Origin of the sequence: Lentzea sokolovensis, from assembly GCF_033949975.1 — a bacterium.
Taxonomy (GTDB): domain Bacteria; phylum Actinomycetota; class Actinomycetes; order Mycobacteriales; family Pseudonocardiaceae; genus Lentzea; species Lentzea sokolovensis.
Genome location: NZ_JAXAVU010000014.1, coordinates 169,569 through 192,085 on the forward strand (window position 1 = coordinate 169,569; position 22,517 = coordinate 192,085).

Annotated in this window: 18 protein-coding genes; 8 read left to right on the forward strand and 10 right to left on the reverse strand. The window is 70.1% G+C overall.

Annotated features, from left to right (window positions below; genetic code table 11):
* Positions 1-2 precede the first annotated feature (2 nt).
* Positions 3-1,055, reverse strand: a complete 1,053-nt coding sequence (locus tag SK854_RS34900) for a lysyl oxidase family protein (protein ID WP_319979397.1) — start codon at positions 1,053-1,055, stop codon at positions 3-5.
* A 229-nt stretch (positions 1,056-1,284) separates the two neighbouring features.
* Here SK854_RS34900 and rph point away from each other — a divergent pair, with 229 nt between their 5' ends.
* The gene (rph, locus tag SK854_RS34905; protein WP_319979398.1) at positions 1,285-3,807 is read left to right on the forward strand and encodes a rifamycin-inactivating phosphotransferase; all 2,523 of its coding nucleotides are present in this window, start codon (positions 1,285-1,287) and stop codon (positions 3,805-3,807) included.
* Here rph and SK854_RS34910 read toward each other — a convergent pair.
* Positions 3,804-4,400 carry a TetR/AcrR family transcriptional regulator gene (locus SK854_RS34910; RefSeq protein ID WP_319979399.1) on the reverse strand — a complete coding sequence of 199 codons (597 nt, stop codon included), beginning with the start codon at positions 4,398-4,400 and terminating at the stop codon, positions 3,804-3,806. The genes rph and SK854_RS34910 overlap by 4 nt on opposite strands.
* A gap of 115 nt (positions 4,401-4,515) precedes the next feature.
* Here SK854_RS34910 and SK854_RS34915 point away from each other — a divergent pair, with 115 nt between their 5' ends.
* The 3 genes from SK854_RS34915 to SK854_RS34925 are packed head-to-tail and all read left to right on the forward strand — an operon-like array spanning position 4,516 to position 7,102.
* The gene (locus SK854_RS34915) at positions 4,516-5,742 is read left to right on the forward strand and encodes a cytochrome P450 (RefSeq protein ID WP_319979400.1); all 1,227 of its coding nucleotides are present in this window, start codon (positions 4,516-4,518) and stop codon (positions 5,740-5,742) included.
* Positions 5,739-5,933 carry a ferredoxin gene (locus SK854_RS34920; RefSeq protein WP_319979401.1) on the forward strand — a complete coding sequence of 65 codons (195 nt, stop codon included), beginning with the start codon at positions 5,739-5,741 and terminating at the stop codon, positions 5,931-5,933. The genes SK854_RS34915 and SK854_RS34920 overlap by 4 nt, the downstream gene beginning before the upstream one ends.
* A complete protein-coding gene (locus SK854_RS34925; RefSeq protein WP_319979402.1) occupies positions 5,933-7,102 on the forward strand; it encodes an NAD(P)/FAD-dependent oxidoreductase in 1,170 nt (389 codons plus the stop codon). The genes SK854_RS34920 and SK854_RS34925 overlap by 1 nt, the downstream gene beginning before the upstream one ends.
* A gap of 21 nt (positions 7,103-7,123) precedes the next feature.
* Here the strand turns inward: SK854_RS34925 and SK854_RS34930 are convergent, their stop codons facing one another.
* Positions 7,124-7,750 (reverse strand): hypothetical protein, encoded by a 627-nt coding sequence (locus SK854_RS34930; RefSeq protein ID WP_319979403.1) that lies wholly within the window; start codon positions 7,748-7,750, stop codon positions 7,124-7,126.
* 408 nt (positions 7,751-8,158) lie between these two features.
* Here SK854_RS34930 and SK854_RS34935 point away from each other — a divergent pair, with 408 nt between their 5' ends.
* Complete coding sequence (locus SK854_RS34935) at positions 8,159-9,100, forward strand: hypothetical protein (protein WP_319979404.1); 942 nt, start codon at positions 8,159-8,161, stop codon at positions 9,098-9,100.
* On the forward strand, positions 9,100-11,223 hold the full coding sequence (locus SK854_RS34940) for a hypothetical protein (RefSeq protein WP_319979405.1): 2,124 nt from the start codon (positions 9,100-9,102) through the stop codon (positions 11,221-11,223). The genes SK854_RS34935 and SK854_RS34940 overlap by 1 nt, the downstream gene beginning before the upstream one ends.
* Here SK854_RS34940 and SK854_RS34945 read toward each other — a convergent pair.
* From SK854_RS34945 to fxsA, 4 genes are all read right to left on the reverse strand, one after another.
* Entirely contained in the window at positions 11,198-12,439 is a 1,242-nt protein-coding gene (locus tag SK854_RS34945; protein WP_319979406.1) for a pentapeptide repeat-containing protein, read from the reverse strand. The genes SK854_RS34940 and SK854_RS34945 overlap by 26 nt on opposite strands.
* Positions 12,432-13,394: a hypothetical protein gene (locus tag SK854_RS34950; protein ID WP_319979407.1), complete on the reverse strand. Its 963-nt coding sequence runs from the start codon at positions 13,392-13,394 to the stop codon at positions 12,432-12,434. The genes SK854_RS34945 and SK854_RS34950 overlap by 8 nt, the downstream gene beginning before the upstream one ends.
* A 10-nt stretch (positions 13,395-13,404) precedes the next feature.
* Positions 13,405-17,076: an FxSxx-COOH system tetratricopeptide repeat protein gene (fxsT, locus tag SK854_RS34955; RefSeq protein ID WP_319979408.1), complete on the reverse strand. Its 3,672-nt coding sequence runs from the start codon at positions 17,074-17,076 to the stop codon at positions 13,405-13,407.
* A 99-nt stretch (positions 17,077-17,175) separates the two neighbouring features.
* Complete coding sequence (gene fxsA, locus SK854_RS34960; RefSeq protein WP_319979409.1) at positions 17,176-17,343, reverse strand: FxSxx-COOH cyclophane-containing RiPP peptide; 168 nt, start codon at positions 17,341-17,343, stop codon at positions 17,176-17,178.
* A 152-nt stretch (positions 17,344-17,495) separates the two neighbouring features.
* On the opposite strand from fxsA, the gene SK854_RS34965 reads away from it, so the two are divergent.
* On the forward strand, positions 17,496-18,611 hold the full coding sequence (locus SK854_RS34965) for an FxsB family cyclophane-forming radical SAM/SPASM peptide maturase (RefSeq protein WP_319979410.1): 1,116 nt from the start codon (positions 17,496-17,498) through the stop codon (positions 18,609-18,611).
* A gap of 8 nt (positions 18,612-18,619) precedes the next feature.
* On the forward strand, positions 18,620-19,738 hold the full coding sequence (locus SK854_RS34970; protein ID WP_319979411.1) for an aKG-HExxH-type peptide beta-hydroxylase: 1,119 nt from the start codon (positions 18,620-18,622) through the stop codon (positions 19,736-19,738).
* A gap of 11 nt (positions 19,739-19,749) precedes the next feature.
* On the opposite strand, the gene SK854_RS34975 is transcribed toward SK854_RS34970, so the two are convergent.
* The 3 genes from SK854_RS34975 to SK854_RS34985 all read right to left on the reverse strand — a co-directional run bounded on the left by SK854_RS34975 (position 19,750) and on the right by SK854_RS34985 (position 22,317).
* Positions 19,750-20,277 carry a hypothetical protein gene (locus SK854_RS34975; RefSeq protein ID WP_319979412.1) on the reverse strand — a complete coding sequence of 176 codons (528 nt, stop codon included), beginning with the start codon at positions 20,275-20,277 and terminating at the stop codon, positions 19,750-19,752.
* A 203-nt stretch (positions 20,278-20,480) separates the two neighbouring features.
* A complete protein-coding gene (locus SK854_RS34980; protein ID WP_319979413.1) occupies positions 20,481-20,762 on the reverse strand; it encodes a DUF3040 domain-containing protein in 282 nt (93 codons plus the stop codon).
* Between the two features lie 103 nt (positions 20,763-20,865).
* Positions 20,866-22,317, reverse strand: coding sequence for an amidase (locus SK854_RS34985; protein ID WP_319979414.1), 1,452 nt, complete (start codon positions 22,315-22,317; stop codon positions 20,866-20,868).
* Positions 22,318-22,517: the final 200 nt, after the last annotated feature.

The window sequence follows — 22,517 nt, forward strand, 5'->3', positions numbered from 1 at the left end:
GTTCAGCGGCAGGAGCAACAGCAGCAGCCCTGCGCGGCCGTTCCGCACTCCGGCCTGCCCGGCGCGGATTCCCAGATCGGTCCACTGCGGGCGCGGGCGAGCAGGTCGTCCGTCCGGAGCTGTCCCGAGCACCGCTCCTGCCCTGGACAGCTCCGCAGCAACGTGACGGCGGGGGCCTCGGTGATCACCGCGGGCCGCCGCTTCGCCCCGCCCGGCCACTGCACCGAGATCGAGATCGACGAGGAGTTGTTGTCGTAGCGGGACTCCGCGAGGGTGCGGTCGGAGTTGACCGTGTTGACCAGGTCGTAGGTACCTGAGGTGACGTTGGTGAGGTCGAGCCACTGGAAGTCGACGCCCTTGCGGTAGTCGTCGCCGCTGCCGACCGAGATGCCCTCGAACATCTCGGTGGCGTCCGGGGCGTTCCTGCCGCAGTTGCTCTTCTTCAGGCGTTCGGCGAGCAGCCCTTCCGGGCTCGCTGGATCGGGCAGACCGCCCGCGTCGGCGGTCCGGTAGCGGTCGCCCAGGCAGAAGCCGTTCTTGCGGTCGGCGACCACCGTCCTGCCACCCGGCGTGCGCAACTGCATCCGCGCGAACCCCATGAGGTGCCAGTGCAGGTGCGTGGGCGCCGGCTCGTAGTACATCGACGTGGCCGTGCCGCGCCGGGCATCGTCGTACGAGCCGGGGATCGGCCCGCCGCGCGACGTCTGGAACGCCTGCCGCACCGACATCTCGTCCGAGTTCCGGTCGGACCGGCGGCCGTGCAGCATCAACGGGCCTTCGCCCACGTTGTCCATCGCGGTGGTGAACCGGATCCGCACGGCCCGGATCTCGCCGGACGTCACGCACTCCCCGTTGGGCGCCTGAGCATCGGCGACCATGCAGACGTCCCAGTCGCGGCACAGCGAGGGATCGCCACCGTAGCCACCCGCACATCCGACCGGCGCCTGGCGGAGGTCGGGAAGCAGAGGCCGTTCGTCCGCCTGAGCTGGTTGCGTCAACGCCAGCACGAGCGCCAGCGTCACCCCTGCCGCGTTCCACCTTCTACCAGAACCCACGGCGGACAAGGCTAGAGCCGGACATCGCCGGCGAGCCCTCGCCGGCGCCAGGTGTACCCGGCCGAGTGAACGATTGCCGGAGACGAAAAATGGGGAGATCCCCTCTCCCCACTTCAACATATAGCGCACGGGTGGGCTTGCGGCAAGACCCCGTTCGTCGCGCAGAATCTCCCGCCTGACGCCAAGCTCGTGCCAGTGCGCGAGACGAGAAATCGGGGGAAATGACCGGATGAGCGGCTATGTGCTCGGTCTCGCTGAAGTCGACGACACGCGGATTTCGCTCTGCGGTGGCAAAGGAGCGCATCTGGGAGAGGTCGCCCGAATCGAGGGCGTCCAGGTGCCTCCCGGCTTCTGCGTGACGACGGAGGCGTTCGACCGGGTCCTGCGCGAGGCGCCGTCGATCGGCGAGCGACTGGACCGGCTGGGACTGCTCACCGCGGACGACCGGGAGGAGATCGCCGCGCGGAGTGCGGAGGTGCGGCAGGAGATCGAGCGGCTCGTCGTGCCCGACGAGGTGACGGCGGCGATCACGGACGCGCTGGAGCGGCTCGGCGAGCGAACCCCCTGCGCGGTCCGGTCGAGCGCGACCGCGGAGGACCTGCCGACCGCGTCGTTCGCGGGCCAGCAGGACAGCTACCTGAACGTCGTGGGGACGGCGGAGATCCTGCGGCACGTCAGCCGGTGCTGGGCCTCGCTGTTCACCGAGCGGGCCGTGACCTACCGGCTGCGCAACGGTTTCGACCACCGCCAGGTGCGGATGGCCGTGGTCGTGCAGCAGATGGTGTTCCCGGACTCGGCCGGCGTTCTCTTCACCGCCGACCCCGTCACGTCCAGTCGCCGGATCTCCTGTGTCGAAGCCGTTTTCGGGCTCGGCGAGTCCTTCGTGTCCGGTCTGGTGAACGCGGACATGTACCGCGTCCTCGACGAAGAGATCATCGAGAGGACGGTCGCCACCGGGCAACCGGCGCTGACGGACGCGCAGGCGGTGCGCCTGACCCGGCTCGGCCGGCGGATCGAGGAGCACTTCGGCAGGCCCCAGGACATCGAGTGGTGCCTGGCCGGCGACGAGTTCCAGATCGTCCAGAGCAGGCCGATCACGACGTTGTTCCCCGTCCCCGAGACCACCGACGACGACAACCACGTCTACGTCTCGGTCGGCCATCAGCAGATGATGACCGACGCCATGAAGCCGCTGGGCCTCTCCGTGTGGCAGCTGACGACGCCCAGGCCGATGGCGATCGCGGCAGGGCGGCTCTTCGTCGACGTCACCCCGATCCTCGCCACGCCCCAGAGCAGCGCCGCTTTCCTGGACGTCGCGGACAAGTCCGATCCGCTGATGGGCGACGCCCTGCGCACCGTCCTGGGCCGCACCGGCTTCGTCCCGGCGGGCGACGGGTCCGGACCGTCGTTCCCCGGCACCGCGCAGGCCGAGATCGAGACCGATCCGGACCTCGTCACCGAACTGATCGGCAACGCCGAGGCGTCCGTCGCCGTGCTGAAGCGCGAGATCCGGGGGAAGTCCGGACCGGAGCTGCTCGAGTTCGTCATCGCGGACTTCGAGGAGCTGCGCCGGATCCTGTTCGATCCGCGCAGCAACCAGGTGATCATGGCCGGGATGCAGGCGACGTGGTGGCTCAACGAGAACCTGCGCGAGTGGCTCGGCGAGAAGAACGCCGCCGACACGCTGACGCTGTCCGCTCCGCACAACGTCACGTCCGAGATGGGACTGGCGCTGCTCGACGTCGCGGACGCGATCCGCCCGCACCCCGAGGTCGTCGCGTTCCTGCAGGACGCCGAGGACGACTTCCTGGACGCTCTGCCCGGATTGGCAGGCGGCCGGGAAGCACGCGATGCCATCCAGGACTACCTCGGCAAGTACGGCATGCGCTGCGTCGGCGAGATCGACATCACCAGGACGCGGTGGAGCGAGAACCCCGCCGCACTCCTGCCCATGATCCTCACGAACGTCAGGAACTTCGAGCAGGGCGCCGCCGGGCACCGCTTCGACCAGGGCCGGCAGGAGGCCTGGAAGAAGGAGCAGGAGGTCCTGGAGCGCCTGCTCGTTCTTCCCGGCGGCGAGCAGAAGGCCGCCGACACCAAGCGGATGATCGACCGCGTGCGCACGTTCATCGGCTATCGCGAGTACCCGAAGTACGGGATGATCAGCCGCTACCTCGTCTACAAGCTGGCGTTGCTGCAAGAAGCCGAACGCCTCACCGCTGCAGGCCTGCTGGAGTCCGAAGAGGACGCTTTCTTCCTCACGCTGCAGGAACTTCACGAGCTGACGCGCACCGGCCAGGGCTACGGAGAAGTCATCCGCGAGCGCAGGGAGGCCTTCAAGTCGTTCGAGATGCTCACTCCCCCGCGCGTGCTCACCTCCGACGGCGAGGCCATCAGCGGAAGCTACCGGCGCGACGACCTGCCGGAAGGCGCGCTCTCCGGCCTGGCCGTCTCCGGCGGGACCGTCGAAGGACGGGCCCGGGTCGTCCTGAACGTGGCGGACGCCGACCTGGAGCCGGGCGACATCCTCGTCACCGCCTACACCGACCCGAGCTGGTCACCGCTGTTCGTGACGATCTCGGGCCTGGTGACGGAAGTCGGCGGCATGATGACGCACGGCGCGGTGATCGCGCGGGAGTACGGACTGCCCGCGGTCGTCGGCGTCGACCAGGCCACCCGGACGATCCAGGACGGTCAGCGGATCAGGGTGAACGGAACCGACGGGTTCGTCGAGATCCTTCCGGCGCGCTAGGGAGCCGCGGGGCTGGGGAACGGGATCGCCTTGGTGTGCAACAGCTTGAGCGTCTCACGGGTGATGTCCGTGACGTCGACCCGACCACCGCTCGCGGTCCACGTCTGCACGACGACCTCGATCACGTTCATGGTGCTCGCGGCGGTCAGCGCGGCGTGCAGCACGTCCCCGGTCCCGCTCTCCCGCCGGAGGATCTCCTGGGCCAGCCGCTGACGCCAGCTCCAGCACAGGTCGGCCAGGCCGGCCCGCAGCCCCGTGGTCTTGTCGAAGATGTCGTACAGCGCGAGCAGGCGCGCCGAGTTCGCCCCGATCGTCTGCTCGACGCTGTCGACGACGGCGTAGAGCGCTTCGGACAGCGGCGTTTCGTCCGGCTGGGCGAGGAAGGCGTCCATCGCCGCGTCGAGCCCGTTCTCCACGAAGCTGACGACCAGCGCCTCTTTGGTGGAGTAGTAGCGGTAGAGCGTCCGCGTGCCGACCTCGGCCGCGGCGGCGATCTGCTCGATGGTGGTGTCGTCGTACCCCTGCGCGACGAACAGGTCGAACGCCGACTCGGCGATGAACCTCCGGGTGCGTTCCATCTTCGTCTCGCGCAAGCCCACAGCGCACCTCCCTGCCCCGTCTCCCGCGAACGGTAGCACTGCCACTTGGCAGTCACTGCCATATGACACACAGTTGCGGCACCTCATGCCATCTGGCAGTCTCGGTCATATGACAGCGACTGCCATATTTTCTCGGTTCCCGACCGCACGCGACTCCGGCTGCCCGTTCGATCCGCCCGCCGAGTACGCCGAACTGCGCGCTCAGGAGGGCACGGCCTCGCTGACTTGTCCGGTCGGCGTCGAGGCCCGCGTTGTCAGCCGGTACGCCGACGTGCGCGCGATGCTGGGCGATCCCAACCTCAGCTCGCACGCGGCCCCGTCCACTCACGTCGTGGCAGGCGGCCTGCTCGACCGCCCGGTGGCGCCCGGCAGCCTGCTGAACATGGACGGCCCCGGCCACGCCCGGTTGCGGCGCCTCCTGACGCCGGAGTTCACCGTCAAGCGCATCCAGGCGATGCGCCCCTACATCCAGGGCCTGGTCGACGACCACCTCGACGCGCTGCTGGCGCGGACCGGGCCGGTCGACCTGGTGGCGGACTTCGCGCTGCCGATCCCGTCACTGGTGATCTGCGAGCTGCTGGGCGTGGACTACGCCGACCGCGACCGGTTCCAGGAGCAGACCGCGGTGCTGATCGGCACGAACAGCGACCCCGCCGCGCTGGAGCAGGCCAACCTGGAGGTCGTCGGGTTCATGACCCAGCTGGTGCTGACCAAACTGGCGGCGCCGAGCGACGACCTGCTGGGCAGGCTGATCGTCAGGGCCCGGGAGAACGGCCAGGAGCTGTCGGTCGAGGAACTGGTCACCCTGGGCATCACCCTGCTGATCGCCGGGCACGAGACCACCGCCAACATGATCGGCCTGAGCACGCTGGCCCTGCTGCGCCGGCCCGACCAACTGGCCGCGCTGCGGGCCGATCCCGGGCTCGCGGGCACCGCCGTCGACGAGATGCTGCGGTACCTGTCGATCGTGCAGTTCGGCGTGCTGCGCCAGGCCACCGGCGACGTGACGATCGGCGACGAGACGATCAAGGCCGGTGAGTGGCTCGTGGCCGCGTTGTCGGCCGGCAACCGGGACGAGTCGGTGTTCCCCGACCCCGATCGCATCGACCTGACACGAGAAGCGACCGCGCACCTGGCGTTCGGCTACGGCATCCACCAGTGCCTCGGCCAGCAGCTGGCCAGGGTCGAACTGCAGGAGGTGTTCGCCCGGCTGCACCAGCGCATCCCGACGCTGCGACTCGCGGTTCCGTTCGAGGACGTCGAGTTCAAGAACGACGCGCTGGTCTACGGCGTGCGCTCGCTGCCCGTCACCTGGGACCGCGAGGACAACCGATGAAGGTCCGGATCGACGTGGACGCCTGCGTGGGCGCGGGCCAGTGCGTGCTCGCGGCACCCGACGTGTTCGACCAGCGCGACGAGGACGGCATGGTGGTCCTGCTGCTGGAGAGCCCGCCCGCGGCACTGGAGGCGGCCACCGAGCACGCCGCCCTGCTGTGCCCGGCGCTCGCGATCGTGGTGGACAGGTAGTGGCACCTCTTCACCAGGTGGTCGTCGTCGGCGCTTCGGCGGCCGGCGTCACCACCGCCGAGACGCTGCGCCGCGAGGGCTACACCGGCAGGCTCACCCTGGTCGGCGACGAGAAGGTGCTCCCCTACGACCGGCCACCACTGTCCAAACAGGTCCTGGCGGGTACGTGGGAGCCGGAGAAGACGCTGCTGCGTCCCGATTCCGCGTACGTCGACCACGACATCGAGCTCAAACTCGGCAGCGCCGCGAGCGGACTGGACCTCGCCGGTCGCACGGTCGCGCTGTCGAACGGCGAGGAGATCGCCTACGACGGCCTGGTGATCGCCACCGGAACGACCCCGCGGACACTCCCGTTCGGCCACGACCTGGCCGGAGTCCACGTGTTGCGGACCATCGACGACGCCCTGGCGTTGCGCGGCGACCTGCTGCGGTCGTCTTTCGTCGTGGTCGTCGGAGCGGGCTTCCTCGGCACGGAGGCAGCGGCGGCGGCCCGCCGGCTGGGCCTGGACGTGACGCTGGTCGACCCGCTGCCACTCCCCCTGGTCCGCCAGTTCGGCGACCAGGTCGCCTCGGCGATCGCCGAGCTCCACGAGGAACACGGGGTGCGGCTGCGCACCGGATCCGGCGTGACCGCGTTGCACGGCGACATCGCGGTGTCGGGAGTCGAACTGACCGACGGAACCGTGCTGCGGGCGGACGTCGTGCTGGTAGCGATCGGCGCGACGCCCACCACCGCCTGGCTGGACGGCTCCGGGGTGCCGGTGGACGACGGCGTGGTGTGCGATGCCACCTGCCGCGCCGTCGACGGCGTGTACGCCGCCGGCGACGTGGCCCGCTGGTTCAACCCGCACTTCGGTTCTCCGATGCGGGTCGAGCACCGGATGAACGCCACCGAGCAGGGCATGGCGGCGGCCCGCAACCTGCTCGGCGCACAGATCCCGTTCGCTCCGGTGCCGTACTTCTGGACCGACCAGTTCGACGCGAAGATCCAGGCGTACGGCGTGTTCCCGGCCGATGCGGAGATGGTGGTCGCCCACGGGCTGCTCGCCGAACGCAAGTTCGTGGCGCACTACCTCGCGGGCGGCCGGGTCGTGGGCGTGCTCGGCTGGAACATGGCCAGGCAGCTGCGCCAGGACCGGCAGCTGATCTCCCCGGCAACCGTTGCCTGAACGCGTGCTGCCGGCCAGGCCTCAGAGACGTTCGGCCACTGATTCCAGCACCGCGGCTTGGACTTGGGCGCTGAGGTGGCTGATCACCTCCTGCGCCTCGCCGACCTGAGGCGTGGGCGGCGCGTCGCTGTCCACGAGGTGCGGTTCCAGCCCGGCAAGCTGCTCCAACCGGAAGAACGGGACGTACTCGAACACCGCGTCGTAGGCGCGGCACAAGGCACTCAGCCGGTCCTTGTCCTCCTGGTACGGCTGTCCTGACGAGTTCAGCACGTACAACCAATACCAGTCGTTGACGCCGTCCTGGAAAGTGTTCAGCAACGTGCGGAGCATCGCGGCCACCCCCACGACCGAGAACACCTGCGGGGAACTCAACCGCCCACGGACCGCGGCCTGGGCGTCGACAGCATTCCTGGACCCAACCTCGGCGGCGGCGCGGAAAGTGGTGTCGAACTGGTCCAACGTGGACTGAGCTTCGGTGAACAGCGCCGTCACCCGCGGCGGCATTCGCGGTGACGGAAGGTCTGCCACGGCTTTGTCCGAGTGGTCCACGCCGGCGATTTCGGAAAGCTCCCGCTGAATCTGGCCGAGCGATCGTTCCAACATCGCGACCACGTCTTCCCCGAGCAATGGCAGCTGTCTCTCCAGCACAGCGGACAGCGTCTCCTGGAAAGCTCAGTGATCACAAGAGATGGGCGCCTCGCTGAACGCGTCATGAGACAACTCGTCCGGTCGCAGGGGCCGCCGCCGTCGACGCTGTCTTGGAGCGGCGGGAGCAATGCGCGCGCCCTGAGAATCCGACGGAAACCTGATCCCGCCATTTGCCCAGCGACAGGGGCCTTCCCCGCACGACCAGCCTGTTGCCCAAAGAGGTGGAATCCGCCGGACGCACCGCACACGCATTCCTCGTCGTTTCGACGGGTGACCGCTTAACACCTGAACACCGGTCGCGGCACCCGACTCACCGATCGGCGGTCTTCCCAGTGCCGTCGATCGTGGTAATACTCCCTGCGCCCCTGACGACATCGGGGTGGAACACGGAAGATCTGAGGACGGTGAGTGCGGACGATGCGGCGCGACAGCGGGCGGCCATCCGTGGTCAATCCGTTCGTCGTGCCAGGCTGGGAGGAGTCGCCGTTGCGGCCGCTGTGCCCGTGGCGGTACACGGCGCATGACGAGTTCTACGTGGACGTCAACCACACGCTGGCGGCGTTCCAGGAGTACACGCGGCGGATGGCCACCGCGGAGACGCTGCGTGAGGACGGCCGGCTGGTGCTCGTCACCGGCGAGTCGGGGTGCGGGAAGACCGCGCTGATCAACCGGTGCGCGCACTGGACGCGGGGCCGGCTCGCCGAGCACGAGCTGAGCGGTGTCATCGTTGATCTCACCAGGGACGGGTCGCAGCAGTCCGTCGACGAACGCATGCGGCTCGTCACCGAGCGGCTGCTCGACGAGTTGGCGCACAACGGTTTGCTCTCCCCCGAGGCGCTCGCGGGATTCGAGGGCGTGCGGCCCGGCCGGGTGTACGCGGGGCTGGGCAACGTGCTGCCCGGGAACGTCGTGCTGATCGTGTTGCTGCCGCCCGCCGAGGTGATCGGGGAGATCGTCGCGTACGCCGGGCTGGCGCGGCGCCGGTTGTTGTTCTTCGCCGAGTCGTCGTACCTCGACCACGCCCAGGTGTCGCGGGTGCGGGAGTCCGTGCCGGAGCCGCCGATCACGTTGTCCGTCGGGCCGTTGAACCCCGGCGACGTGCAGCGGTTCGTCGAGGACCGGCTGGACCGGCACCGGCGGCGGGGGAACTACCCGCGGATCAGCGTCGAGACGATGAACAAGGCGGCCATGCCGTTGCGGTCGATCGCGCAGCTCCAGCTGATCCTCTGCGAGGTGTACGAAGAACGGAGCAGGCAGAACAGCGGCTACACCGACGACGACTGGGTCACCTACGAGGACATCACCCGGCTGTTCTACGAGAAGCTCCTCGACGACCTCAGGATCCGCTGATGACCGTGAACCCGTTCAGCCCCATGGCGGTCACCCAGATCACGCAGGCGATGAGCCCTGGCGTCGAGACGGATCCGATCCGCGCGGCCAAGGCGTATCTGGACGACTACCTCGCCGACCCGCGCACGGGCAACGTCATCGCGGTGATCGGCGACTACGGCACGGGCAAGACACATCTGGCCTGCGAGCTGCTGGAGCACGCGGGCACCGGATGCCGGCGGCTCTACCTGGAGGCAACGCCGAACGGGTTCGCCGGGCTGTACCGCAGGTACCTCGAGGAGCTTCGGGCCGAGGACCTGCTCGCGCGGCTCAACGAGGTCTACGCGGGGATCGTCGCCGACCACCTGCACTCGACCGGCGCGCCGGCGCAGACCGTGCAGTGGTTGCGCGACGGCGTCATCGAGCCTCAGGGCGTCGTCGTGAAGATGCAGCTGCAGGCCAACAGCCTGCTGAGCCGGTTGCGGACGAGGTTGCAGGAGATCACGCGGCACCCGGCGTTCAGCATCGCGGCGATGTTGTTGCTGCGCGAGGGTTTCGAAACATCCGTGTGGAAGTGGCTGCGCGGCGCGGATCCGGACGTGCTGCTGGTCGAACGCGGTATCAGCGAACCACTCGCCTCGGACGCCGCCGCGCTCGCCGCGCTGGGCGCCTTCGTCCGGCTGCACGCCTACGGCGACCAGCGGTTCCTGCTGGTGATCGACGAGATGCACAAAGCGGTGGCGGGCAGCACAGGTGACGCCGGCATGAGCGCGTTCCAGACGTTCCTGCAGCAGTTCGACACCGCCGGCGCGTGCCTGGTGCTGACCGGGCTGCCGGAACTGATGACCGTGCTGCGCGCGGACGTCCGGGAGCGGATCACCCACGAGATCACCATGTCCCGCTTCGGCGCCGAACACGTGCGCCTCGTCATCGAGACGGCGCAGGGCGGGCTGGAACCTTTCACCCGTGACGTCGTGGACTACCTCGTCGCCATCGCCGACGGCACGCCGCGCAAGGTGATCAGGCTCTGCCACCACCTGTACCGCAGATGGCTCGCGGACGGTTCGCCGATCACCGACGAGCTCGTCAGGGAGGTGGCGCGCGACGTCGGCCTGTTCAGCTCCGACGACGTGGAGGCGGCGACGACGCGGCTGCTCGACGCGGGGGACTTCAGCCATCTGCGCCACCACTTCCTCGGCCAGGCCGTCGAGACGCAGGTCGACTTCTGGGTGACGTTCCCCGATGGCACGGCCGGCTGCGCGATCGTGCTCACGGACTCGGTGCTCGACACCCGTGACGCGGAACGGCTCACCGCGAAGGTGCTGGCGCTGCGCAAGATCGTGCTCGACTGCCGCGTGCTGCTCGTCGTGAACGGCAGGCTGGCCGGGGAACCGGGCGACCGGCTCACCAGCGTGCTGAGCCGGCCTCCGCTCGAGTACCAGCGGCTCACGTACGCCGACCACATGACGGCGTTGCTGCGCGCGATCGAAGCCGAGGTGCGCACGGAGTCCGACCACAACCCGGTCGAGCGGCTGCAACAGGCGCTGGAGCGGATCACCCGGCAGCAGGCCAGCATCCACGGCTTCATCGAACGGGTCGCCGAGCAGCTGGACGACGTGCGTTCGGTGTCCGACAACCGGATGGACGCGATTCAGGCGCGGCTGGACGCGATCGCGGGCGACCTGCGGATCGTGCGGGACGGCGGGCCGCCCGGCGCCGAACAGGGCGTGCGGTTGCCGCCGCTGGTCGACCAGGAGTTCACCAGGGCCCTGGACCTGCTGGCCGACGTGCTGGACGTCGACGCGGCGCTCGCCGAGGAGTTCGCCAAAGGTGACGCGCTCCCCAGGTTGCCCCAGTTCCTGCGCAGGGGACTGGAATCCGCGGCCGTCGCGATCGTCCTGCGCACGATGGTGCTGGCGTTCCGCGACTCGGTCACCGACTGGTACCGGGCGGAGCGGCTGACGGCGCAGGAACCGGTGTCCCCGAAGGCCTACGAGCGCCTCGACGGGCTGTGCCGCTCGTTCGACGCCCTCACCGAGTTCGTGCCGATCGCCCGGCTGGAGGAGCTGGCCGCGGACAGGAAACCGGGCCTGGTCGGCACCTTCTACAGCCTCAGCGTCAAGGTGCGGCACGCTTTCCGCTGACCACCGTGCCCCACGTTCCCTCACACCCCGGCGGGGCGGGGCAGTCACCGTTCAGCGCGAACCCCGGCGGCCAGGTGCGGGTGGTGTCGGCCGGGACGTCGGTGCGCGCCATGACCTCGTCGAACCTCACCTCGGTGAACCGGGTCCCGTCGAACGCCACTTCGCCCGCGAAGCACGCGCCGGTGAACCTCGCCTGCTGCGCGAACCCGACCCCGTCGAACGACGCCATCCGCCGGAACACCGCGCGCTGGAACCGGCTTTCACGGTGGAAGACCGCGCCGTCGAAGGAGACGTCACCGCCGAACTCGACGCCGACGAACACCGCCTGGCCCGCGCAGTCCACGCGGTCGAACCGCGCCCGTCCGCGCAGCACCGCGCCGTCGAACGTCGCGGCGCCCGCGAACCTCGCGCCGCGCCAGGACGATTCCCCGTCCACCGCCAGCTCGTCGAACCAGACGTCGTCGTCGATGAGCGCGTCGTCGAACGAGATGTCCGTGAACGCCGCCTGCCGGAACGTCGTCCTGCCCTGCAGCTGACAGCCGCGGAACACCGCGTGCCGGGCGCGGCACCCGCCGAGGTCCAGTTCCGCCAGCCGGGCTCCGCTCAGGTCGAGGTCCGTGTCCGCCCAGAAGTACCTGCCGGTCTCCGGCCGCAGGTGCTTGGTGAGGATCGTCTGCGCCGTCGTGCGGACCTGTGCCTCCAGCTCGTCGTCGGGCGGCCGCATCCGCAGGTACGCGCACAGGACGTTCACGATGGTCTGGCGCTGGTCCTCGATGTTCTGCGCGAGGCGTTCCAGGGCGAACATGCCGCCCATCCGGACCGCCGCCTTGTCCGAGCCGAGCTGTTCCACCGCCTTGCCGTAGAGCTCGGTGACCAGTCGTTCCACCGCGTCGGCTCGGTTGTTGGTCGCGGTCAGTTCGTTGAGCTCGTGCGTCCGGTCCGCCTGGGACTGGTCGTGTTCCTTCTGCTTCAACGAGATCTCGGTCGTGCGCTGGCGGCGCGCGGCGAGCCACAACGCGCCCGCTCCCCCGGCGCCGACCACGATGGTGCCCGCGGTCCTGATCGCGTCGAGCTTGTTGCGCTCGGCGTCGGTGCCGCCGCCGTACGCCCACACCAGCAGCATCGCGAGTCCCACGCCGACCAGCACGAGCAGCACGCCCGCGATCGTGATCGAGCGCTGGGACAGGACCCTGTACCGCGGCCGGTCGTCACTCATCGGCCGCCATCAGACGGGCGAGTTCGGCCATGTGCAGGTCCGCGTGGGCGACGCGGGACTGGTCCAGCGTGACGCCGAAGAGGTACCGGCCCGCGCCGAGCCGGTAGTAGTAGACGGCCCCCTGTTCGACGTCGAGGACCAGGCGCAGCAACCGGCCACCCGGCATCGGGGTCAGAGTGCGGTTCAGCGACGTGACCGACGCGGACAGCTCCCGGCTGAAGGAGCTGTAGAACCGGCGTCGCACCCCCGCGGAGATCTGCACGAAGAACGGGGCCAGTTCCGGCGCGTCGAAGGTGTCACCGGCCACGGCCACCTGACCGTCCACGTGGTACGCGACGAAGTGCAGTTCCCTGCGCCGCAACACCTCTTTGAGCGCGTCCTCCATCCGGCCCGCTCCGCGCGCGCCGGGCACCCGCAGCGACGCCACCGGTTCCACCGAGCCGATGAACGGCGAGAACTCGTCCCCCGCGGTCTCCCAGCCGCCGGGGTTGTACGACGGCTGACGCGTGCGGGCCCTCAGTCCGGTGGAAAGCCGCGCCACGGCGCTGTCGGCCGACACCACCTCCGGCATGCCCGGCAGCAGTTCCTCGCCGGACTTGGCGAACGTGACGCCGACGATCAGGTCACCCGGCTGGACCGACGTGCAGATCGCCGCGCCCTCGCTGGTCTGCAGCACCATGCGGATCAGCGAGGCGGTCCTCGCTCCCCGCAACGAGTCGCTGAAGTCCTTGTGCAGCAATGACAACCGGCGGCCGAGCGCCACCAGTTCAGTGCGCCGCGGATCGTCAGGTGCGAGCCGGTCGACCGAGAAGTTGTGCAGGCCCTGGCTGTGGTGCGCCAGGTGTGCGAGCGCGGTGGCGCCGGCCAGCGTCTCCTCGCTCTCCCTGATCATCGCCAGGAACACCCCGCCGGCGTGGCTCGCCACGGAGGTGTGGATCCGCTCTTCGTTCGCCACGACGCCGCCCTCAGGTCTGCGGAACGTCGAGGTCGAGTGGTCCCCACGAGCCGTCCCGAAGGTACGCCCTGGTCACCTCGGTGTACGGGTGCTTCAGCCCGAGGAGCTCGACGTGGTCCTCGTGCAGCGCCGTCATCAACGCCCGGACCTGGTCGTGCTCACCGCGGGCGTCCGCCACCGCCGCCGCGTAGTACCTGGCCGCCAACGTCCACGGGTGCGCCTCCCCGAGCTGGGAACCGAACTCGGCCCTCCCGCGGCTGATCAACGCGTCCGCCTCCCCCAGGTCTCCCTCGTCCAGCCGGATGCGGCCGATCGCGACGCAGCACACCGTGACGAACGGGTGGCGCGCGTCCAGTCCCACCTCCTGGGTGAAGCCGTTGAGACTGATCGCGGCGTGCCGGGCGGCGGAGGCGAGATCGCCCAGCCTGCGCAGGTCGTGCGCGAGGCTCAGCCTGCACCCCAGCGTCCACGGGTGCTCGGGGCCGAGCCGCTCCCCGTAGTCGGCCAGGGTCTCCCGATTGCGGTCGGCCGCGACGGGCACCCTGCCGGTCTGCCGGTCCGTGATGGCCTGGTTCCACCGGATCCGCAGCTCCAGCGGGTTCGTCGCCGGCCGCAGGAGCTGGACGTGTTCTCTCGCCGAGCGCAGGGCCTCGACCGACTCCTGGAAGCGGCCCAGCTCGCGGAGATAGATGCCGATGCTGCACATCGACCACCACGTCTGCATCTCGTTCTGCCCGAACAACCGCAACCGGCGCTGGTAGTTGTCGCGTTCCACGCGCAGTGCGGCCTCCGCCTCGCCGGCCAGGTAGTGGGACAGCGCGAGGTTGTTCGCCGCGGTGCGGGTGTGCGGGTGGTCGTCGCCCAGCGACCGGCGCAGGCCCGCGTAGGTGACCTGGTCCTCCAGCAACGCCTCCGCGAACTGCCCGAGCCCGCGCAGGTCACCCCCTCGCCCGCGCGCGGTGATCAGCGCCTGCGGGTGGTCGGGCGACAGCAACCTGCGCTGCCGCGCGAGCACCGCGTCGTCCAGCGCCAGCGCGGAGTGGTTGTCGCCCAGGATCCGGTGCAGGTTCGCGATCTGCCCGCGCAGCCGCAGCAGCAGACCGTCGTCCTCGCCGAACTCGGCCGACCAGCGGTCGATCAACCCCTGGGCGACGTCGAGAACGACCCGCAGGCGCGCCGGCGGGCCGTCGAGGTACGCGTGCCGCACCTGGCTGACCATCCAGCGCCGCACCGGTTCCGCCGTGGACTGCAGCGCCCCCGAGAACACGACGTGCTTCTGCAGCTCCGCGTACCGCCGGACACCCGAGGCGTGATCGTTGTCCACATCGGACGGTGCGTAGGCCGCCAGTGCCGTCAGCACCTGGTCCCGCCGTTCCGCCCTGGTCTCCGCCGGCATGAGGTCGCGCAGCGCGGCCTGCACCACGCGGTGCATCCGCACCAGCGGCCGCCGTCCCCAGTCGACGTCGAGCAGCCCGTACCTCGCGCCCATCCACAGCACCGAGTCCAGCTCGTCCGCGCCACCCTCCAGCAACGCGGCGTCATCGCCCGCCGCGGCCATCAGCGCGTGCCACACGGCGCTCGCCCGCAACATCCTGATGTCCGCGCCCTCGGGCGACAGGAACGCGCACATCTCCGCGAGCAGAACGGTGACCCTGCCCAGGGCGGACGTGCGCAGCGTGGCCACGTGCAGTCCGACGACCTGCTCGTCCACGGCGGCGTCGTGGTCCAGCGGCACCTCGGCGAGCCTGCTGAGCAACTCGCGCACCGCCCACTCCGCATGCGTGGGATCCCCGGCGCTCTGCACGACCTGGCCGAGCCACGCGGCGACCAGTTCGACCGCGAGCGGCTGGTGCCGCACGGCCTGTGCGGCGGCCTGCGCGTCCTCGGCGGAGAGTTCGGGCACGTGGCGGCTCAGCAGCAACGTGCTCTCGTCGGCGGAGAGTTCGGCCAGCGCCAGTTCCTCGCCCGCGAGGGGATGCGGACGCGTCGTGGTGATCACGACGTGGCCCGCACCGACCGCCGACGGCAGAGTGTCGATCAGATCGGGGTCGTCGGCGTTGTCGTAGACGACGAGCCAGCGGTTGGCCGGATCTGTCGCGAGGGCGCGCAGGACGTCCCCGCCGCGGATGCCGACCACGTCACGCACCTGCGCCGTCAGGTTGCCCATGGCGTCCGCCAACGCCTGCTGGTCGTGTGCGGTGACCCAGTGGACGAGGTCGTAGTCGTGCGCGAACCGGTGCGCGTACTCGCGGGCGAACTCGCTCTTGCCGATGCCGGGTGGGCCGGTGATCTGGACCTGCGCGCTCTGGCCCGGCCGAAACCGGTCGCGGAGGTGTTCGAGCTCGTGGTCGCGGCCGACGAAGTCCGAGTTGCGTTGCGGGAGCACCAGCACGCGTGGGCTGCTGCCGGGGAACCGGCTGCCCTCGACGGCCAGCGATCCGCGCGTGTCGACCAGGCCGAAGTGCGCGACGAGGCGTTGCCGCGCACGCACCTCCGTGGTGTCGGCGAGTGACACGGTGATCGCGTCGACGTCGTTCGTGCCGTCCAAATCGCTCGTGACCAGCAACCTGGTCACCTCGACGGAGCCGTTCCGCTCGGCGACGGCGGCGACGAGGTCGTCGAGCGCCGCCCGCACCGCCTGGTCGATGCCGCCGTCCGTCTCCACGAACGCGACCTGCACGGTCCCCGCGCCGGCTTCCGGCCGTGCCAAGACGTTCATGCCCGCGGCCTCCATCTGACCGCGGATCCAGTCGGCCCACGCTCTGCCAGGCGCGGCGTGCAGCAGCACCAGCGGTGGCGGCTCGGCGCCCGCGTCCAGGCCGTACAGCCGGCGATAGCGCGACGCGATCAGCGGTGACACCGCGGGAACGGCCAGGATCTCGTCGTGCGTCACTGCGGCTGCCAGCTCGCCGTACGCGGTGAGCAGCCTCGACTCGATCACCGGGGACTCGACGAGCACGGTCAGCTGCGGGCGGAACGCGTCGTAGGGCCGGTACGGGATCTCGACCACACCTCGCGGCAGCAGCCGGCGTTCCTGGTCGCGCAGCAGTTCGGCGAACGCCGCGCGGATCGCGCCGAGCGCGCGTTCGGCCTGATTGAGGTACTGCTCGTCGAACATCGTCGCCACCGGGATGAAGTCCACCGGCCGCGACGACTGCCGGCGCACCGCCCTGCCCAGTTCGGCCGCCCGTTCCGGCACACCGGGGCGCGGGGCGAAGCACAGGGCCACGGCATCGCACAGCTCGGCCACGACGGCGTGGGCGGCATCCCGCCGGGGCGACACGGCGGCATCCACGAGGACCTGGTCGTAGTCGGTGCCCAGCAACAGTTCCCGCAGGTCGCGGGGTGATGTCCCGTCCTGCGGCACCGGGACCCTGGCGACCTTGACCACGTCGACGAAGCCACCCGAGTCCAGCAGCGCGTACCGCTCGACCTCGGCGTCCGGCACCTGGCCGAGGTTCGCCGCCAGCGCCGACACCAGCCGGGCGCCGAGCACGTCGTCGAGGGACAGGTGGTCGACCAGGAACGGCGCCAGGTAGTCGGACGTGCGCGGGAGCTCCGGCACCCAGTCGAGGACCAGGACCCGCTTCCCGGCGCCGGCCAGCACGACCGCGAGGTTCGCCAGCGTGCCCGTCTGCCCGGTGCCCGCGCCGGGTGAGAGGAAGGCGACGACAGTGCGCATCACGTCTCCCCGAGCGGTCTCCTGGGTCGGCAGGAAGAGGGGATCACGCTACTTGGTCGGCCACCGGGGTGGATCTGCTGAACAGGTGAACATGAAAGGCTACAAACGGTTCTGGAACGCCGCGTACTGCCCCGGTGTCGACGGGTCCTCCGCCAGCGCGCGCCGCAACGCCCGCGTCAGCACCGACTCCGGTATCCCTTCGAGCTGCTCGAAGCCGATCCCCGTGAGGTCGACGAGCTCGGACGTGAGTTCGGGATCATCGGCCACGTCGCGCTCCTCGCCCTGCAATCGGGATCGCTTGCCGCGCAATCATAGTCAGCACGGGGCAGGTGGAGGAGCACGAATCCCCCTACCGGTGGACTTACCGGCGTGCGGCGGGCGTGCAACCATCCCTGCGAGCCGACCGGACTGGAGCCCTGATGGACCGCACGCCGCGTCTGCTGCCGCGGGAGTTCGTGGTGAAGATCCACAGCAGGTGCAACCTCGCGTGCGACTACTGCTACGTCTACGAAATGGCCGACCAGCGCTGGCGGAGCAGGCCGGTGCGGATGTCGGCCGAGACGTTCGAGTGGACCGCGTTCCGCATCACCGAACACGTTCGGACGCATGCTTTGGAGCATGTGGACGTGGTCCTGCACGGGGGTGAGCCGCTCCTCGCCGGCATGGAGGCGATCCGCGGTTTCCTGACGTCGGTCCGCTCCGCGATCGGCGGGGTGGCGCGTTTTTCCCTGCAGACCAACGGTCTTCTGCTGTCGGAGGACGTGCTCTCGGCGTTGCTGGAGCTGGAAGTGCGGGTGGGGGTCAGCATCGACGGCACGGCCGCCGACCACGACCGGCATCGCCGGTACCGGTCCGGCGGGGGAAGCCACGCCGCGGTCGCACGGGCGCTGGAGCTGTTGCAGGAGCAGCGTTTCCGCCCGATCTACAGCGGACTGCTGTGCACGATCGACCTCGCGAACGATCCGGTGGCGACCTACGAGGCCCTGGTCTCGTTCGGCCCGCCGGTCGTCGACTTCCTGCTGCCGCACGGGAACTGGACCTCGCCCCCGCCCGGGGTCGGCGCCTACGCGGACTGGTTGATCGCGGTGTTCGAACGCTGGTACCGCGCGCCCTCGCCGGAGACGTCCGTGCGGATCTTCGGCGAGATCATGAACGTGCTGCTGGGCGGCAGGTCCAGGGTGGAGGGCATCGGCACCACCCCCACCTCGACGGTCGTGGTGGAGACCGACGGCGCGCTCGAAGGACCCGACCAGCTCGCCTCGTCCTTCCACGGCGCCGCGGTGACCGGCCTGGACGTGACGACCGCGTCGTTCGACGACGCCGCGCGGTCACTCGTGCCGACCGGCCTGCCGCTGCCCTGCCACGACTGCGAGGTCCGCGCCGTCTGCGGTGGCGGCCTGCTCGCGCACCGCTACCGCGCGGGCGCCGGGTTCGGCCACCGCACCGTCTACTGCGCCGACATGTTCCGGCTGATCCAGCACGTCCGGCAGCGGCTGAACTCCGACATCGCGGCACTCGCTGGACGGTCCCGATGATGCACGGCATGTCCTTCTCGCTGTTCCGCGAACTGGCGCGCGGAGGGGGTGGCGCCCCGGCGATCCGCCTGCTCTCGTCGGCCCGGCGCAGCAGGACGCTGCTGATGGTCTCGCTGCTCGCGCGGCAGGCGCCGCCGGAGGTCCTGGTGGCGTACGACGCGCTGAAGGCGGTGTCGGCAGCGGCGCCGAAGGCCGCGGATCTGGTTCTGGCGCATCCGATGACCGGCGTCGCGGTCAGTCGTGCGAGCCGGGCAACGCATGCCGCTTCTCCCGGTCTGTTCACCGGCATGGCGCTCGCGACCGCGTTGCGCGCGGGCGTGGATCTTCACGTCGAAGCGCCGTGCGAGGAGCTCTTCCTCCCCACAGTAGGACGAGTGCGCGGCGGCGCGGTTTTTTCAGTCTTGAATGGACAGTTGTTTGTGGATGGAGTTCCGCATGCACCTGTCAGTCCCGTCAGGCTCGCACTCGGACCACGCGAAGTGGAGCTCGACACCGACGTGGACGTCGCCCGCTGGCAGGAGGTGATGGCCGCGGGGTGGGACGAACTGGCCCTGAACCACCCCGAGGTCGCCGAGGAGTGCGCCCTCGCCGTCACGGTGCTGTCCCCGATCCCGACACCTCCGAGCGGCATGGCCAGCGCGACGCTCGCGGACGCGTTCGGGTGTGTCTACCTGTCCCTGCCACCGGACCCGCGCACCGCCGCGCTCACCCTGGTCCACGAGCTGCAGCACGCCAAGCTCGCCGTGCTGATCGACCTGTTCCCCCTGACCGAGGCCCACCCAGGCGAGCTGTTCTACGCCCCGTGGCGCGACGACCCGCGCCCCCTGGTCGGCCTCCTGCACGGCACCTACGCCCACCTGGGCGTGGCGGCCTTCTGGCGCCGCTACACCGACGGGCGCGCCCAGGAGGAACACACCCGCTGGCGCACCGCGTCGCGGCAGGCAGCGGCCACCATGCTGGCCAGCGGCAGGCTCACCAGGCTGGGCACCGCCTTCGTCACGGAGATCGCGGAGGTGCTGGACGGCTGGGACGGCCCCGTCTCCCCCGGCGCGCGGACAGCCGCCGAGACCGCGCTCGCCCGGCACCGCGCGCTGTGGGAGGACGCGAACCGTCAGCGGCTGCCCTGAATCGCCGGTTCCTACGAGACCTGGAACAGCCGCTCGTACGTCGTCTGCTCCGGCGTGAAGACCAAGTCGAACTCCGGGCCGGCTCCAGTCGCGGTCTCTCGCAGCCGTGCCACGACCTCGGCCGCCGGTGGCAGCCCGAGGCCGAGCGCGTCGGCCGCGTGCCGCTGTCGTGCGGGCAGGTCCGGCATGTCGTTCAGGTACTCGGCGGCGAGTTCGCTGTTCTCCTGCTCGGTGAACTCGCGGAAGTCCCTCCACCACGGCGCGACCAGCAGCAGTTGCAGCAGACTCCGCAGCCCGATCGCGACCAGCGCCGCGCCACCTTCCGAGTCCGCGTACAGCACCGGACGTTCCTCGCCGCCGTCACCGCAGAAGAAGTACGTGCCTCCCGCGCCGTCGCCGGCGAACCCCTCCAGCACGGCACCGGACGCGAGGTGCACCTCCTCCACGTGATCTGCCCGGTCGAGTTCGAAGTCGCCCGGCCAGGCCAGGAAGCGAGCGGTTTCGGCGTCGTTGGCGATGACGGCGATCAGTGACGGCACGGCACGCATGGTAGGCGAGCGCGGGAATGCCGCGGAACGAGTCCGCGACGGGCTGGAGTGGGAGTGCGATACCGGCACCGCACTGATCCCGACCCCGTCCAGGTGGTCGAGTTCGGCAGCGTGTTCAGAACCGCGGGCAGCGGCACCACGATCCCCTGGAAGTACTGAGGACCCAGCGCACGCGTCGCTGGACGGACCGCTCGCTACTCGCGGTGCCCGCGCCAGATCTGGAAAGCGAACCAGGCGAACACTCCGAAGGCCACGCAGGCGCCGAGCACGACGAGCACCACCGAGGACAGCGTCACGCCGGTCATCACGACGATCAACCCGGCCGCGTAGGTCAACAGTGCCGCGGCGAGGAACAGCGTCCTGCGCGGCACCCTGGGTGCCGGACGGGTGAGCTTGGCGGCCAGCTTCGGGTCGTCCTCGGCGAGGCGGCGCTCGATCTCGTCCAGTTCCTGCTGCTCGCGGTCCGGCAGTCTCATTCCCGGTCCTCCCGCTGGGCTGGTCAAGGCGTCACCTACGCCAACGCACGAGACCGCTCAAGGTTCCCCGATCATCGCGCGGACTCGTGGCCTGCCCGACAGGCTACCTCGGCGCCCGGAAGCCGCCGGTCCTCCGCTCGAGCAGTTCGGCCAGCCTCAGCGGGGTGCGATCCTCGAACATCGGGCCGATGAGCTGCACTCCGACCGGCAGGCCCTCGGGGGAACAGCCCGCCGGTACGGCGGTGGCGGGCAGGCCGGGCATGGTGGCCAGGCCTGCCCAGACGAGCTGGTCGAAGTACGGGTGCTCGACGCCGTCGACGTCGATGCGCCGTTCCAGCGGGTTGGGGTCGTGGTCGTGCGGGAACGCGGGCGTCGGCGTGATCGGGCACACCACGGCGTCGAACTCGGCGAACAGCCGCCTCCAGCCGTGGCGGTGGATCTCGCGGCGGTTGGTCGCCTCGATCCAGTCGCGATGGCTGCACACCAGGGCGCGCTGCCGCACGGCGTCGAGACTCTGGTCGTCCGCGCTCAGTCCGGCGGCGCGGGCCTGCAGCTGCTCGTACGACTCGATGGGGAAACGCGCGACGGAACCCGAGATCAGCAACAGCATGTAGAGCGTCGCGGCCTCGGTCAGATCGGGCAGCAACGGGCTGTGCCGTTCGACGCGGGCGCCGGCCTCGACGAGCGCGGCGGCCACCCGGTGCACGCCCTCCCGCACCGCCGACCCGGTCGGGAGGAGCGGATGGTCGTCGAGGACCAGGACCCGGAAATCGCGGAGCCGCTCGTGCCGGGCGGGCGGCAGTGCCACCCGGTGCGCCTTGCCGGACGTCAGCGGGTCCGGTCCTGCCATGACGTCGAGCAGGAGCGTCAGGTCACGGGCGGAGCGCGCCATCGGACCGACGACGGCGAGGTCGAGATCGGTCGGCAGGACCGGGTCGGACGGCGCGACCATGCCGCGGGTCGCCGCCAGTCCGACGGTCGGCTTGTGCGCGTAGACGCCGCAGAAGTGCGCGGGGGTGCGCAGCGAGCCGGCGAGGTCGGAGCCGATGGACAGCGCGCCGAACCCGGACGCCAGGGCCGCCGCCGACCCGCCGGAGGAGCCGCCCGGCGTGCGACTGCGGTCCCACGGGTTGGTCGTGGTGCCGTAGATGTCGTTGAAGGTCTGGATGTCTTGCAGCCCCAACGGCACGTTGGTCTTGCCGAGCAGCACCGCGCCCGCGTCCTTGAGCCGTGACACCTGCACCGCGTCCTCGGCCGGCAGGTGGTCCCGGTGCGGCGGCATGCCCCAGGTCGTGGGCAGCCCGGCCACGTCGTAGCACTCCTTGACCGTCACCGGGACGCCGAGCAGCGGCCGGTCCTCACCCCGCGCCCGTGCCTGGTCGGCGCGGTGTGCGGCCGCCCGTGCCCGGTCGAAGTCCCGCACGCAGATCGCGTTGATCACCTCGTCGTCGCGCTCGATGCGGGCGATCGCCTCGTCGGTCAGTTCCACCGATGTCACCGCACCGGCGCGCAACGCGCCAACGAGCTGTCCGGCCGTCTGAAAGCTCCATTCCATGAATTCGAAGATAACGACGCGACTCGGAGGGCACGAAATTCCGATTCGCGAAACAGAGATGCCGAACACCCGAACGACGAAGGTGCATCACCGCAGTTCAAAGTCCCGAAAGTGGACCATCTCCCCCGCGCAAGCCATGAAATTCCGCATCGCTCAACAGGATGGAGGTCTCAGTTCTTGTTCGCCCAATGATGTTCTCG